This window comes from Streptomyces sp. NPDC026246 (genome assembly GCF_055567995.1).
On record NZ_JBVHPJ010000002.1, the window covers coordinates 647,801 to 662,254 of the forward strand.

The 14,454-nt window shown below is 70.5% G+C and carries 13 protein-coding genes; 10 read left to right on the top strand and 3 right to left on the bottom strand.

All coding sequences use genetic code 11. From position 1 onward, the window contains the following. Positions 1-139: 139 nt before the first annotated feature. The 6 genes from ACZ4M5_RS07010 (at position 140) to ACZ4M5_RS07035 (ending at position 7,322) form a co-directional block, all read left to right on the top strand. Positions 140-1,183, top strand: coding sequence for an ABC transporter substrate-binding protein (locus tag ACZ4M5_RS07010; protein WP_467733861.1), 1,044 nt, complete (start codon positions 140-142; stop codon positions 1,181-1,183). A gap of 120 nt (positions 1,184-1,303) precedes the next feature. After that, the gene (locus tag ACZ4M5_RS07015) at positions 1,304-2,146 is read left to right on the top strand and encodes a siderophore-interacting protein (RefSeq protein WP_467733863.1); all 843 of its coding nucleotides are present in this window, start codon (positions 1,304-1,306) and stop codon (positions 2,144-2,146) included. 155 nt (positions 2,147-2,301) lie between these two features. After that, a complete protein-coding gene (gene desA, locus ACZ4M5_RS07020) occupies positions 2,302-3,744 on the top strand; it encodes a lysine decarboxylase DesA (RefSeq protein WP_467733865.1) in 1,443 nt (480 codons plus the stop codon). Next, positions 3,728-5,005, top strand: coding sequence for a lysine N(6)-hydroxylase/L-ornithine N(5)-oxygenase family protein (locus ACZ4M5_RS07025; RefSeq protein WP_467733867.1), 1,278 nt, complete (start codon positions 3,728-3,730; stop codon positions 5,003-5,005). The genes desA and ACZ4M5_RS07025 overlap by 17 nt, the downstream gene beginning before the upstream one ends. Beyond that, positions 5,002-5,553 (top strand): GNAT family N-acetyltransferase, encoded by a 552-nt coding sequence (locus ACZ4M5_RS07030; RefSeq protein WP_467733869.1) that lies wholly within the window; start codon positions 5,002-5,004, stop codon positions 5,551-5,553. Before ACZ4M5_RS07025 ends, ACZ4M5_RS07030 begins: the two co-directional genes overlap by 4 nt. Then, positions 5,550-7,322, top strand: coding sequence for an IucA/IucC family protein (locus tag ACZ4M5_RS07035; RefSeq protein ID WP_467733871.1), 1,773 nt, complete (start codon positions 5,550-5,552; stop codon positions 7,320-7,322). The genes ACZ4M5_RS07030 and ACZ4M5_RS07035 overlap by 4 nt, the downstream gene beginning before the upstream one ends. A gap of 108 nt (positions 7,323-7,430) precedes the next feature. Here ACZ4M5_RS07035 and ACZ4M5_RS07040 read toward each other — a convergent pair whose 3' ends face one another. After that, positions 7,431-8,960 carry a beta-N-acetylhexosaminidase gene (locus ACZ4M5_RS07040; protein ID WP_467733873.1) on the bottom strand — a complete coding sequence of 510 codons (1,530 nt, stop codon included), beginning with the start codon at positions 8,958-8,960 and terminating at the stop codon, positions 7,431-7,433. Between the two features lie 149 nt (positions 8,961-9,109). Between ACZ4M5_RS07040 and ACZ4M5_RS07045 the strand changes: the two genes are divergently transcribed. From ACZ4M5_RS07045 to glmS, 3 genes are all read left to right on the top strand, one after another. Further along, entirely contained in the window at positions 9,110-9,991 is an 882-nt protein-coding gene (locus ACZ4M5_RS07045; RefSeq protein WP_467733875.1) for a DUF4429 domain-containing protein, read from the top strand. 136 nt (positions 9,992-10,127) lie between these two features. Continuing rightward, positions 10,128-10,385, top strand: coding sequence for a hypothetical protein (locus tag ACZ4M5_RS07050; RefSeq protein WP_369196586.1), 258 nt, complete (start codon positions 10,128-10,130; stop codon positions 10,383-10,385). 12 nt (positions 10,386-10,397) lie between these two features. After that, positions 10,398-12,215 carry a glutamine--fructose-6-phosphate transaminase (isomerizing) gene (gene glmS, locus ACZ4M5_RS07055; RefSeq protein WP_467733877.1) on the top strand — a complete coding sequence of 606 codons (1,818 nt, stop codon included), beginning with the start codon at positions 10,398-10,400 and terminating at the stop codon, positions 12,213-12,215. Between the two features lie 153 nt (positions 12,216-12,368). Here glmS and ACZ4M5_RS07060 read toward each other — a convergent pair whose 3' ends face one another. Together ACZ4M5_RS07060 and ACZ4M5_RS07065 are read right to left on the bottom strand one after the other, a co-directional pair. After that, a complete protein-coding gene (locus tag ACZ4M5_RS07060) occupies positions 12,369-12,929 on the bottom strand; it encodes a GPR1/FUN34/YaaH family transporter (RefSeq protein WP_467733879.1) in 561 nt (186 codons plus the stop codon). Positions 12,930-13,053: 124 nt separating this feature from the next. Beyond that, positions 13,054-13,581: a universal stress protein gene (locus ACZ4M5_RS07065; protein ID WP_298555056.1), complete on the bottom strand. Its 528-nt coding sequence runs from the start codon at positions 13,579-13,581 to the stop codon at positions 13,054-13,056. A gap of 308 nt (positions 13,582-13,889) precedes the next feature. On the opposite strand from ACZ4M5_RS07065, the gene ACZ4M5_RS07070 reads away from it, so the two are divergent. After that, the gene (locus ACZ4M5_RS07070; RefSeq protein ID WP_467733881.1) at positions 13,890-14,222 is read left to right on the top strand and encodes a hypothetical protein; all 333 of its coding nucleotides are present in this window, start codon (positions 13,890-13,892) and stop codon (positions 14,220-14,222) included. Positions 14,223-14,454 lie beyond the last annotated feature (232 nt).

The window sequence follows — 14,454 nt, forward strand, 5'->3', positions numbered from 1 at the left end:
GCGGCGCCCCGTCCTCGGGCACTGACCCCAGGGCCCCCCTGGACAGATACCGAGGTTAGGCTAACCTAAGCCTGATCTCAGCCAAGCGGCTGTCGGCCGTACCCGCAGTGGCTCCGTACGCACGAAAGCAGACCCCGTCATGTCGAACGCCAGAACCGCCCGTCTCTCCCGTCGCGGCCTGCTCGCCGCCGGTGGTGCCCTCGGGCTCGGCGCCCTCGTGACCGCGTGTGGCAGTGAGGACTCCAAGGACGGCGGCTCCGACGCGAAGGGCGCCGGCACGTCCGGCTCCTGGTCGTTCAAGGACGACCGCGGCACGACCGTGAAGCTCGACAAGGTCCCCGCGAACATCGTCGCGTTCACCGGCGTCGCCGCCGCCCTGTACGACTACGGCGTCGAGGTGAAGGGCGTCTTCGGCCCGACGAAGACCGAGGACGGCAAGGCCGATGTCCAGGCCGGCGACATGGACGTCAGCAAGCTGACGATCCTCGGCAACACCTGGGACCAGTTCAACGTCGAGAAGTACGCGGCCCTCGCACCGGACGTGCTGATCTCCACCATGTTCGACGACGCCGGCACCCTCTGGTACGTCCCGGAGACCTCCAAGGACAAGATCGCCAAGCTCGCCCCGAGCGTCGGCGTCTCCGTCTACGACCGTCAGATCACCGCCCCGCTGCAGCGGATGTGGGAGCTGGCCGGGTCCCTGGGCGGCGACATGAAGGCCGCCAAGGCCACGGACGCCAAGAAGCGCTTCGAGGCGGCCTCCGAGCGGCTGCGCAAGGCCGCCAAGGCCCACCCCGACATCAAGGTGATGGCCGGCTCCGCGAGCCAGGAGCTGTTCTACGTCTCCGGCACCAACCTCTCCATCGACCTGGAGTACTTCAAGGCGCTCGGCGTGAACTTCATCGAGCCGCCGGAGAAGGCCAAGACCCAGGGCGGCGGCTGGTTCGAGAGCCTCAGCTGGGAGAACGTCGACAAGTACCAGGCCGACATCATCATGATGGACGACCGCAGCTCGGCCATCCAGCCGGCCGACATCACCAAGGCGACCTGGAAGAAGCTGCCCGCGGTCAAGGCCGGTCAGGTCATCCCGCGTTCGGCCGAGCCGATCCTGTCCTACGACAAGTGCGTGCCGCTGGTGGAGAACCTCGCCAAGGCGATCGAGACGGCCAAGAAGGTCGGCTGAACGCCTCCCCCCGAGGGAACTGCGCGCGAACGGCGGCCTGCCGTGTCCGCCTCGTCGCGCGGTTCCCCGCGCCCCTGACAGGGCGCCACCCCACCGCCCGGTGACACATCAGGAGTCCTCATGACCACCGCCGTGGCCGCCCCGTTCCGGTTCTTCTCCCTCCGGGTCGTACGGACGAGGCGGCTCGGCCCGTCCCTGGCCCGGGTCACCTTCGCGGGGCCCGATCTGCACGCCTTCCACTCCGAGGGCCGCGACCAGTCGCTCTCCCTGTTCCTGCCGCACCCGGGCCAGAGCGAGCCGGTCGTGCCGCTGGAGCTGGGGGACGGCTGGTGGCAGGGCTGGCGCGAACTGCCGGACGACGTACGGGCCGTGATGCGGTCGTACACCCTGCGCGCGCTGCGCCGGGACCCGGACGAGATCGACGTCGACTTCGTCCTGCACGGCGTCGGGCCGGGCGCCCACGGCGAGGCCGGTCCCGCCGCCCGATGGGCCGCCCGGGCCGCCGCGGGCGACCGGGTGCTGCTGCTGGGGCCGGCCGTCGCCGACAACCGGGCGATCCGCTTCCGGCCGCCCGTGGACAGCGACCTCGTGGTCGTCTGGGGCGACGAGACCGCCGCACCGGCCGCCTCGGCCGTCGTCGAGTCGCTGCCGGCGGGCACCCGCGCCCGGGTCTGGCTGGAGGTGCCCCACGCCGGGGACGTCCAGGACCTGACGACCGCCGCGGACGCCGAGATCACCTGGCTCGTGCGGGACGAAGGGGCACCCACCGCCCTGGACGCCGTCCGGGCGGCGGAGTTCGGCCCCGCCCGGCGGCCCTACGTCTGGCTGGCCGGCGAGTCGGGGTGCGTGAAGGAACTGCGCCGGCACTTCGTGACGGAGCGCGGCGTCGACCGCCGCCGGGTCACGTTCGTCGGCTACTGGCGCCGGGGCGTCAGCGAGGAGCAGCTGCGCGCCGAGGGCTGAGGCCGCGGCGCCGGGCGGCCCTGGGTCCGCGTGATCACGGTCACGGGCCACCCCCACCCCTCCCGCATCAACTTAGGTTAGGCTAACCTAAGTTGAACCCGCGGTTCAGCCCGTCACCGTTCCGCCCCGGACTGTCCCCACCGGAGGACCCGCACATGCGCTCGCACCTGCTCAACGACACCACGGCGGAGCAGTACCGCCGCTCCGTGACCGACGGAGTCGAGCGGGTGGCCGCCAAACTCGCCGCCACCGACCGGCCGTTCACCGGTGTGACCGTCGACGACCTCGCTCCCCGCATCGACGGGATCGACCTCGACCAGCCGCTGCACGACACGGCCGCGGTGCTCGACGAACTGGAGGAGGTCTACCTCCGGGACGCGGTCTACTTCCACCACCCCCGCTACCTGGCGCACCTCAACTGCCCGGTCGTCATCCCGGCCGTGCTCGGCGAGGCCGTCCTGTCCGCCGTCAACTCCTCCCTCGACACCTGGGACCAGTCGGCCGGCGGCACCCTCATCGAGCGCAAGCTCGTCGACTGGACGAACGCCCGCATCGGCCTCGGCGAGAACGCCGACGGCGTGTTCACCTCCGGCGGCACCCAGTCCAACCTCCAGGCGCTGCTGCTCGCCCGGGAGGAGGCCAAGACCGACACGTTCGCGAAACTGCGCATCTTCGCCTCCGAGGTCAGCCACTTCAGCGTGAAGAAGTCCGCGAAGCTCCTCGGCCTCGGACCGGACGCCGTGGTGTCCCTGCCCGTCGACCACGACAAGCGCATGCGGACCGTCGCCCTCGCCCGTGAGCTGGAGCGCTGCGTGGAGGCCGGCCTGGTGCCCATGGCCGTCGTCGCCACCGCGGGCACCACCGACTTCGGCTCCATCGACCCGCTGCCCGAGATCGCCGAGCTGTGCGAGCAGTTCGGCACCTGGATGCACGTCGACGCCGCCTACGGCTGCGGTCTGCTCGCCTCCCTCAAGCACCGGGACCGCCTGACCGGCATCGAGCGCGCCGACTCCGTCACCGTCGACTACCACAAGTCCTTCTTCCAGCCGGTGAGTTCGTCCGCCGTCCTGGTGCGGGACGCCGCCACCCTCCGGCACGCCACCTACCACGCCGAGTACCTCAACCCGCGCCGCATGGTGCAGGAACGTATCCCCAACCAGGTGGACAAGTCCCTGCAGACCACGCGGCGCTTCGACGCCCTGAAGCTGTGGATGACCCTGCGCACCATGGGCGCCGACGGCATCGGGCAGCTCTTCGACGAGGTGTGCGAACTGGCCCGGGAGGGCTGGCGGCTGCTCGCCGCGGACCCGCGCTTCGACGTCGTCGTCGAACCGAGCCTGTCCACCCTGGTCTTCCGCTACATCCCGGCGGCCGTGACCGACCCGGCCGAGATCGACCGCGCCAACCTCTACGCCCGCAAGGCCCTGTTCGCCTCCGGGGACGCCGTCGTCGCGGGCACCAAGGTCGGCAGCCGCCACTACCTGAAGTTCACCCTGCTGAACCCCGAGACGACGGTGTCCGACATCGCCGCCGTCCTCGACCTGATCGCCGGCCACGCCGAGCAGTACCTGGGAGAGTCCCTTGACCGCGCGTCCTGACAACCGAACCAGCACCCACGACTTCGTGGGGATCGGGCTCGGCCCCTTCAACCTCGGCCTGGCCTGCCTCACCGAGCCCATCGAGGAACTCGACGGCGTCTTCCTGGAGTCCAAGCCCGACTTCGAGTGGCACGCCGGCATGTTCCTGGACGGCGCCCACCTCCAGACCCCGTTCATGTCGGACCTGGTCACCCTCGCCGACCCCACGTCCCCGTACTCCTTCCTCAACTACCTGAAGGAGAAGGGCCGGCTGTACTCGTTCTACATCCGGGAGAACTTCTACCCGCTGCGCGTCGAGTACGACGACTACTGCCGCTGGGCCGCTGGCAAGCTGAGCAGCATCCGCTTCGGCACCACCGTCACCGAGGTGACGTACGAGGACGAGCTGTACGTCGTCCACACCGCCGGCGGCGACACCTACCGCGCCCGGCACCTCGTGCTCGGCACCGGCACCCCGCCCCACATCCCCGAGGCGTGCCGGGACCTGGGCGGCGACTTCCTCCACAACTCCCGCTACCTGCAGCACAAGGCGGAGCTGCAGAAGAAGGAGTCCATCACCCTGGTCGGCTCGGGCCAGTCGGCCGCCGAGATCTACCAGGACCTGCTCAGCGAGATCGACGTCCACGGCTACCGGCTCAACTGGGTCACCCGCTCCCCGCGTTTCTTCCCGCTGGAGTACACCAAGCTCACGCTGGAGATGACGTCCCCGGAGTACGTCGACTACTTCCGCGAGCTGCCCGAGGCGACCCGCTACCGCCTGACGGCCGAGCAGAAGGGCCTGTTCAAGGGCATCGACGGCGACCTGATCAACGAGATCTTCGACCTGCTCTACCAGAAGAACCTCGCCGGCCCCGTCCCCACCCGGCTGCTGACCAACTCCTCCCTGAACAGCGCCCGGTACGAGAACGGCACCTACACCCTCGGCTTCCGCCAGGAGGAGCAGGGCAAGGACTTCGAGCTGGTCTCCGACGGCCTGGTCCTCGCCACCGGCTACAGGTACGCCGAGCCGGAGTTCCTGGCGCCGGTGAAGGACCGCCTCGTCTACGACTCGCAGGGCAACTTCGACGTGGCGCGCAACTACGCCGTCGACATCACCGGCCGGGGCGTGTTCCTGCAGAACGCCGGTGTCCACACGCACAGCATCACCAGCCCCGACCTGGGCATGGGCCCGTACCGGAACGCGTACATCATCCGCGAGCTGCTCGGCTCGGAGTACTACCCGGTGGAGAAGACGATCGCGTTCCAGGAGTTCGCCGTATGAGCAGCAGCACCGGCATCGGCCGGCTCACCATCCGCCCCCTGGACCCCCTGAAGGACGCCGGGACACTGCACGGCTGGGTCACCCACCCCAAGGCGGCCTACTGGATGATGCAGGACGCGAAGCTCCACGATGTCGAGCGCGAGTACATGCGCATCGCGGCGCACGAGCACCACGACGCCTTCCTCGGCCTGCACGAGGGCAGGCCCGCGTTCCTCATGGAGAAGTACGACCCCCGGTACGTGGAGCTGACCGGGCTGTACGAGCCGCAGCCCGGCGACGTCGGCATGCACTTCCTGGTCGCGCCGACCGACCGGCCGATCCACGGTTTCACCAGGGCCGTCATCACGACCGTGATGGAGGAGCTGTTCGCCGACCCGCGCACCCGGCGGGTCGTGGTGGAGCCCGACGTCGGCAACAAGGCAGTACACGCGCTCAACGAGGCCGTCGGTTTCGTGGCCGAGCGCGAGATCGACAAGCCGGAGAAGCGCGCGCTGCTGAGCTTCTGCACGCGTGAACAGTTCCTGGCCGCCCGAGGAGTAGCCGTATGACCCTGTCCGACGCCGTGGCGCACCTGTCCCCCCACCGCTGGGCGCGGGCCAACCGCCTGCTGATCCGCAAGGCGCTCGCCGAGTTCACGCACGAGCGCCTCCTCACCCCGGAGGCCGACGGCGAGGGCCGGTACGCCGTCCGCAGCGACGACGGACAGACCCGGTACACCTTCACCGCGGTGATCCGCGCCCTCGACCACTGGCAGGTGGACGCCGAGTCGATCACCCGGCACCGGGACGGCGCCGACGTCCCGCTGTCCGCGCTGGACTTCTTCATCGAGATGCAGAAGTCGCTGGGCCTGAGCGACGAGATCCTGCCGGTCTACCTGGAGGAGATCTCCTCCACCCTCTCCGGCACCTGCTACAAGCTCACCAAGCCGGCCGTGCCGGCGGCGGAGCTGGCGCGCGCCGGCTTCCAGACCATCGAGACCTCGATGACCGAGGGCCACCCCTGCTTCGTGGCCAACAACGGGCGGCTCGGGTTCGGCATCCACGAGTACCTGTCGTACGCGCCGGAGACGGCGAGCCCGGTCCGGCTGGTCTGGCTGGCCGCGCACCGCTCGCGGGCCGCGTTCACCGCCGGCGCCGGCGTCGAGTACGAGTCGTTCCTGCGCGAGGAGCTGGGCGGCGAGACCGTCGAGCGCTTCCACGCCGTGCTGCGCGAGCAGGACCTCGACCCGGCCGACTACCTGTTCATCCCGGTCCACCCCTGGCAGTGGTGGAACAAGCTCTCCGTCACCTTCGCCGCCGAGATCGCGCGACGGCACCTGGTGTGCCTGGGCGAGGGCGACGACGAGTACCTCGCCCAGCAGTCCATCCGGACCTTCTTCAACCGGTCCAGCCCCGAGAAGCACTACGTCAAGACGGCCCTGTCCGTCGTCAACATGGGCTTCATGCGCGGCCTGTCGGCGGCCTACATGGAGGCCACCCCGGCCATCAACGACTGGCTGGCCCAGCTCATCGAGGGCGACCCGGTGCTGCGGTCCACCGGCCTGTCGATCATCCGGGAGCGGGCCGCCGTCGGCTACCGGCACCTGGAGTACGAGCAGGCGACCGACCGGTACTCGCCCTACCGCAAGATGCTCGCCGCGCTGTGGCGCGAGAGCCCCGTGCCGTCGCTGGAGGAGGGCGAGTCGCTGGCCACGATGGCGTCCCTGGTGCACGTCGACGACCAGGGCGCGTCGATCGCGGGCGCGCTGATCGAGCAGTCGGGCCTCACCCCGACGGAGTGGCTGCGCCGTTACCTCCAGGCCTACTTCACCCCGCTGCTGCACAGCTTCTACGCCTACGACCTGGTGTACATGCCGCACGGCGAGAACGTGATCCTGGTGCTGAAGGACGGGGTGGTGCAGCGGGCGATCTACAAGGACATCGCCGAGGAGATCGCGGTCATGGACGTGGACGCGGTGCTGCCGCCGGCGGTCGAGCGGCTGCGGGTGGACGTCCCCGAGGACACGAAGCTGCTGTCGATCTTCACGGACGTCTTCGACTGCTTCTTCCGGTTCCTCGCGGCGAACCTCGCCACCGAGGGCGTCCTGGAGGAGGACGACTTCTGGCGCACGGTCGCCGAGGTCACCCGGGCCTACCAGGAGTCGGTGCCGGAACTCGCCGACAAGTTCCGCCGGTACGACATGTTCGCCCCCGAGTTCGCCCTCTCCTGCCTCAACCGCCTCCAGCTGCGCAACAACCGGCAGATGGTCGACCTCGCCGACCCGTCGGGAGCCCTCCAGCTGATCGGCACCCTGAAGAACCCGATCGCCGGCTTCTGACCCCGAACGGACGGGCACCCCGGAGTACGGTCCTCCGGGGTGCCCGTCATCGCTCCCGTCAGGGGCGCGGGAAGCTGCGCGCTCGGCCCTCACCGGCCCGCGGACGCGTCACTGCGCACTCCACGGCACCTGCGGCGACCGGTACCACTGGATGCCCAGCGCGTCCCACCGCTCCGCCTGCGCGGCGAGCCGCACCTTGTACCGCTCCCAGTCGTGGGAGGCCGCCGGCGACCACCCCAGCTCGGCGACGCCGGGCAGGCGCGGGAACGCCATGAACTCGATGTGCTCGGACTCCTCCAGCGTCTCCGACCACATCGGCGCCTCGACCCCCTTCACCGCGCCTTCCGGCACGCCCGGCAGGTAGGCCCCGGGGTCCCAGTCGTAGGAGCGCTGCACCTCGACGTACCCCGCCCAGGACAGCCCCAGGGGCGTGTCCTTGGTGTACTTCATGTCCAGGTAGAGCCGGTCGGCCGGGGACAGGATCAGCCCCGTACCGTTCTGCGCGGCCTTCACGACCCGCGCCTTCTCCTCCGCCGACGTACGGTCCAGACCCCAGTACTGCGCGAGGGCGCCCTTGGCCGGGGTCGCCCCGGTCAGCTGGTGCCAGCCGACCACGGTCTTGCCGTACTTCGCCACGATCGGCTGCACCCGGTCCATGAACCGCACGTAGTCCTCGTGGCTGGTGGAGTGCGCCTCGTCGCCGCCGATGTGCAGGTACCGGCCGGGGGTGAGCGCGGCCAGCTCGCGGATCACGTCGTCCACGAAGTCGTACGTGACGTCCTTGCCGACGCACAGCGAGCTGAAGCCGACCGCGGTGCCGGTGTACAGCGGCGGGGCAACGCCGTCGCAGTTCAGCTCGGCGTAGGAGGCGAGGGCGGCGTTGGTGTGGCCGGGCATGTCGATCTCGGGGACGACCTCCAGGTGGCGGGAGGCGGCGTACCGGACGATCTCCTGGTAGTCGGCCTTGGTGTAGTGGCCGCCGGGGCCGCCGCCGACCTCCGTGGAGCCGCCGTACGTGGCGAGGCGCGGCCAGGAGTCGATGGCGAGGCGCCAGCCCTGGTCGTCGCTGAGGTGCAGGTGCAGCTTGTTGAACTTGTACAGGGCGAGCTGGTCGATGTAGCGCTTGACCTGCTCCACGGTGAAGAAGTGCCGGGAGACGTCGAGCATGGCCCCGCGCCAGGCGTAGCGGGGGGTGTCGGTGACGGTGCCGCCGGCGACCGTCCACGGACCGGGCTGGACCGTGTCCTTCTCGACGGCCGCGGGCAGGAGCTGGCGCAGGGTCTGCACGCCGTGGAAGAGGCCCGCGGGGGTCCTGGCGCTGAGGGTGACCGACCGGGGCGAGCTGCTCAGCCGGTAGCCCTCGGCGCCGAAGTCGCCGCGGGTGAGGGCCAGTCGGATGCCGCCCTCGCCGTGTGTGGTGACCGGCAGGCGGTAGCCGGTGGAGGGCCGCAGGAGGTCCGCGAGGTACTGCGCGACCTGCCGCGCCTCGCGCGAGCCGTCGACGCGGATGTGCGTACCGCGCGTGATCCGGTACGGGGCGCCGCCGGGCGTGACGGACGAGGGTGCCGGGACGACCCGGTCCAGCGGGGTGGGAGCCGCCGCACGGGCCGGGGTGGCGCCGGTGGCGCAGACGCCCATTGCGACGAGCAGCAGGGAACCGAGAAGGCGAAGCGTTCTGTGGTGCTGTCCTACGAGACCGTCTCTCACAAAACCGTCCCTTCCGTGAGCCGTTGAGCTCCAAGAGGTCTGGACCACTCTCTCGTGAGACGGGTGGAACAATCCACCCCATGGCGGAAATCATCCAGAGGGACGGCACGTGGATCTTCGACGGCGGCGCCCTGCGGCTGACCCCCGGGCGGGACAAGAACGTCAGTGTGCTGCGCAGGGAGCTGGGTGAACTGACGGTCCCGCTGGACGCGTTGGCGGGCGTCTCGTTCGAGCAGGGAAAGAAGGCCGGCCGTTTGCGGCTGCGCCTGCGCGTCGGGGCCGACCCCCTGTTGCACGCGACCGGCGGGCGGCTCACCGAGCCCCACGACCCGTACCAGCTCACCGTCGAGCCGGACCGCTACGGCGTCGCGGAGTACCTCACCGACGAGGTGCGCAACGCGCTGCTGCTGGACCGGGTGCCGACCGGCCCCGTGACCGAGTTCCTGCTGCCCGGTCCCGCCGTGCCCCTGTCGGCGTCCGCCGGGGACGGCACCGCGAGCTTCGACGGCGAGCGCATACGCCTGGAGTGGAACTGGAAGACGGAGGACGCCAAGGCCGCCGCCGGGGCCCGTACGCTCGCACTCGCCGACGTCACCGGCGTGGAGTGGCAGCCCGCGGCCGGGCTGGAGAACGGCCATCTGCGCTTCTCCGTGCGCAACGCGCCCACCAGGACCCCGCCCAAGTACGACCCGAACGCCGTGGAGCTGTGGGGCTTCAAGAAGGACCCACTGATGGCGCTGGTCGCGGCGGCGGTCCAGGCCAGGCTTCCGCACCCGGCCCGGCCCGCGCCCGACGGACGGGACGTGCGGCCCGAGGTGCCCTCCGCCCCGGCCGCCCCCGCCGAGGACGACCACGACGCCCTGCTGCGGCGCCTGCGCGAACTGGGGGAGCTGCACCGCGCGGGCGTGCTGACGGACGACGAGTTCGCCCTGGCCAAGCAGGCGGTCCTCCGACGGATGTGACCCGGCCCGAGCGAGGTGTCTCCATGACGTCCGAAATCTCCCCGTTCGGCGGCGCCCCCAGGGCTTCCCACGAGGCGTCTGCCCGGAATCGGGCAGGATTCTTGCGAAAGAGCGGCCGGTGCCTCAGGATCATCGGGTGCACGACGAACTCGTTGATCATCTGACGCGGTCCAGCCCCCTCGGCCGGGGCGAGGCGCTGCGTGTGATCCAGGACGTGCTCGCCTACTTCGACGAGACGACCGAGGAGTACGTCCGTCGCCGCCACCGCGAGCTCCAGGCCCAGGGCCTGGTGAACGCGGCGATCTTCGAGCGGATCGAGGCGGACCTCAAGTACCGCGCGGTGGCCCCGCCGGAGCTCTCGCTCCGGCAGCTGCGGCGCATCGTCTACGGCTAGGAATACGTATACATGTGCGGAATCGTCGGTTACATCGGGAAGCGTGACGTCGCGCCCCTGCTCCTGGAGGGCCTGCAGCGCCTGGAGTACCGCGGCTACGACTCCGCGGGCATCGTCGTCACCTCCCCGAAGACGTCGGGCCTGAAGATGGTCAAGGCCAAGGGCCGCGTCCGCGACCTGGAGGCCAAGGTCCCGGCCCGCTTCAAGGGCACGACCGGCATCGCCCACACCCGCTGGGCCACCCACGGCGCCCCGTCCGACGTGAACGCCCACCCGCACATGTCGGCCGACAACAAGGTCGCCGTCGTGCACAACGGCATCATCGACAACGCCGCCGACCTGCGCCGCAAGCTGGAGGCGGACGGCGTCGAGTTCCTCTCGGAGACCGACACCGAGGTCCTCGTCCACCTCATCGCCCGTTCGCAGGCGGAGAAGCTGGAGGACAAGGTCCGCGAGACCCTCCGGCTCATCGAGGGCACCTACGGCATCGCCGTCATGCACGCCGACTTCCCCGACCGGATCGTCGTCGCGCGCAACGGTTCCCCGGTCGTCCTCGGCATCGGCGAGAAGGAGATGTTCGTCGCCTCCGACATCGCCGCACTGGTCGCCCACACCCGCCAGATCGTCACCCTCGACGACGGCGAGATGGCCACCCTCAAGGCCGACGACTTCCGCACCTACACCACCGAGGGCACCCGCACCACCGCCGAGCCCACCACCGTCGAGTGGGAGGCCGCCTCCTACGACATGGGCGGCCACGACACCTACATGCACAAGGAGATCCACGAGCAGGCCGACGCCGTGGACCGCGTGCTGCGCGGCCGCATCGACGACCGCTTCTCCACCGTGCACCTGGGCGGCCTGAACCTGGACGCCCGCGAGGCCCGGCGCATCCGCCGTGTGAAGATCCTCGGCTGCGGCACCTCGTACCACGCGGGCATGATCGGCGCCCAGATGATCGAGGAGCTGGCCCGCATCCCCGCCGACGCCGAGCCCGCCTCTGAGTTCCGCTACCGCAACGCGGTCGTCGACCCCGACACCCTCTACGTCGCCGTCTCCCAGTCCGGTGAGACCTACGACGTGCTGGCCGCCGTGCAGGAGCTCAAGCGCAAGGGCGCCCGCGTCCTGGGCGTGGTGAACGTGGTCGGCTCGGCGATCGCCCGCGAGGCCGACGGCGGCATCTACGTGCACGCCGGCCCCGAGGTCTGCGTCGTGTCCACCAAGTGCTTCACCAACACCACGGTCGCCTTCGCCCTGCTCGCCCTGCACCTCGGCCGCACCCGCGACCTCTCGGTCCGCGACGGCAAGCGGATCATCGAGGGCCTGCGCAGGCTGCCCGCGCAGATCGCCGAGATCATGGAGCAGGAGGAGGAGGTCAAGAAGCTGGCCCAGCAGTTCGCCGAGGCCCGCTCGATGCTCTTCATCGGCCGCGTCCGGGGCTACCCGGTGGCCCGCGAGGCGTCCCTGAAGCTCAAGGAGGTCTCCTACATCCACGCCGAGGCCTACCCCGCCTCCGAGCTCAAGCACGGCCCGCTGGCCCTGATCGAGCCGGCCCTCCCCACGGTCGCCATCGTCCCCGACGACGACCTGCTGGAGAAGAACCGCGCCGCCATGGAGGAGATCAAGGCCCGTAGCGGCCAGATCCTCGCGGTCGCCCACCGGCACCAGGAGAAGGCCGACGAGACGATCGTCGTCCCGAAGAACGAGGACGAGCTGGACCCGATCCTGATGGGCATCCCGCTCCAGCTCCTGGCCTACCACACGGCTCTGGCCCTCGGCCGCGACATCGACAAGCCCCGCAACCTCGCCAAGTCGGTGACGGTGGAGTAACCGACCCCGTTTCAGGGGCGCGGGGAACTGCGCGAGCAACCACGACATACCCGCACAGGCCGAGAAGACAGGGACGGACCCCCACGTGCTGCCACCGCGCACGGGGGGTCCGTCTCGTCGCCGGGAAGCCGCCCGACTCCCCAGCCGGCGCAGCTAACCGGTGGCCGTCACTCCCCGGCCGGCAGCGCGTCCCGGAAGTGCCGTCGGCCAGTGCGCCAACGCGGCGGTCGCCGCGTACCAGGCCACCGCACCCGCGGCGACGGCGAACCAGCCCCCGACCTTCGCGAGCCCGTCGTTCTCCGCGAACGCGGCGACCGCGAGCAGCACCAGGGCCACGAAGAACAGCCCGTACACGCCCCGTCCGAGCTGATCCCCGCCCGCCAGCGTGAGGGACAGCGCCGCGAGGGCGAACAGCAGCAGGAAAAGCCCCGCCTCGCCGGCGGCGGCCACGTCGGCCACGGCCCAGGTGAACCACAGCGCCCCGAGCACGGAGAACGCCGTACCGCCGGCGGCGTCGCCCTCGCGGAGGGCCACCATCCCGGCGACGAACAGGGCTACTCCGCCCACGTACTGGGCGATCGACGAGGCGTCGGCGGCCGAGACGCCGTCGAGCACGGCGGTGTTCCCCAGACCGAAGGCCAACAGGGTGATTCCGAGGGCGAGTCGACCGGCCACGGTCGTGATTCCGCTTCCCGCGGGAACGTCTTTGTCCACGGCGGGCTCCCTTCGTGCAGGTGCAGTGGTGCGATGTCCCGTATATGCCCTTCACAAGGGCACAAACACCTGCGCGCGCAGGGAAATTCACGCAGTGCACAAGGGAGTTGGGCAGCGGCGGAGGTCAGGGAATGACGATGACGGGCCGCTGCGCCCGCTTGGCGAGCCGCCCCGCGACGGACCCGAAGAGCCGCCCGACGAGGCCGTGGGTCGATCCGACGACGATGGCGTCCGCCTCGTACTCCCGGCCGACCTCCTCGAGCTCGTGGCAGATGTCACCGCCGCGCTCGACCAGGATCCAGGGCACCTCGGCGAGGTAGTCCGCACAGGCCAGCTCCAGCCCGAGCACCTCGGTCCGGTGGTCCGGCACGTCCACGAAGACGGGCGGCTCGCAGCCCGCCCACACGGTGGTCGGCAGCCGGTTGGCGACGTGGACGATGATCAGGCCCGACCCGGAGCGATGGGCCATGCCGATCGCGTAGGCCAGGGCGCGCTCACTGGACGTCGAGCCGTCGAAGCCGACGACGACCCCGTGCTTGAAAGCGGGATCGCACGAATGGCGTGGCTCTTCCGCCGCCAGGGGCTCGGCCGCCGTGGGATCGGCGACGGGCCGCTTGCGGTCCGCGGGTTCGAAGAATTCGTGACCGGCCATGGCTGTCTCGGCGTTGTGATCCTTTATGGGTGGGACGACAGTGTGCGGCGGAGCTGTGTCCGGGAATGGTCTTCCCCACCCCATACCCCCAAGGGTACGGCGGCACGCTTCTTTGGCCCAGCTCCCGCCCGTCGTGCGTGCGGGTTCCAGGGAGCATGCACGAGGCGACGCCCGTAACGCAATGGTTGCTGCCCTGTACAGGCGGTTTGCACAGGATTCACTGACCCGTGGCCGTCATCGGGCGACACAGTGACCGACGCCCCGGCCGCGCGTTGAACCCCGTGAGCCACGCCACAGGGAGCCCAGCCATGTCCGCACCACGCCCCGCCCCCCGGGCGGACCGCGCGACCCCGCCCCGGCGGGACACCGCGACGGACGTGGTCCGCTGGGCGGTCTTCAGCTGCCTGCTCGTCCCGGTCGTGCTCCTCGCCTACGGCGCCACCCTGGCCGGCGCGGCCGGCACGGCCCTCGGGCTCGCGGCCGTCACCGGCGCCTGCCGGGTCCTGCTGCGCCAGTCCGAGCGCGGCGCGGCCCGGCTCGCGGCCGAGGACCGGGCACCCCACCGGGGCAGGCGCCACCGCACGGGGACGGGGTCCCACCGCGGCGGGCGGCACACTGGAGGAGAGACACCGGTCGGCTGACCGGTTTCCGTACCTCGGCACGCTGGTTTTCAGCCAACTTCTCGTACCCGTACATCCCCCCGCCCCCTCACCCCCCAACCCCCGTTCGACCTGCAGGGAAAGGGTCCCCGGGCGACGGCGCACCCTACGTGGATTGGCCACTGCGACGAGGCGCACTTCCCTGCACGCCCCACGAGTGCAACGCTTCGTGATCGAATGCTTTACGCCAAGTTGCCAAGTCGACAATGTGCCG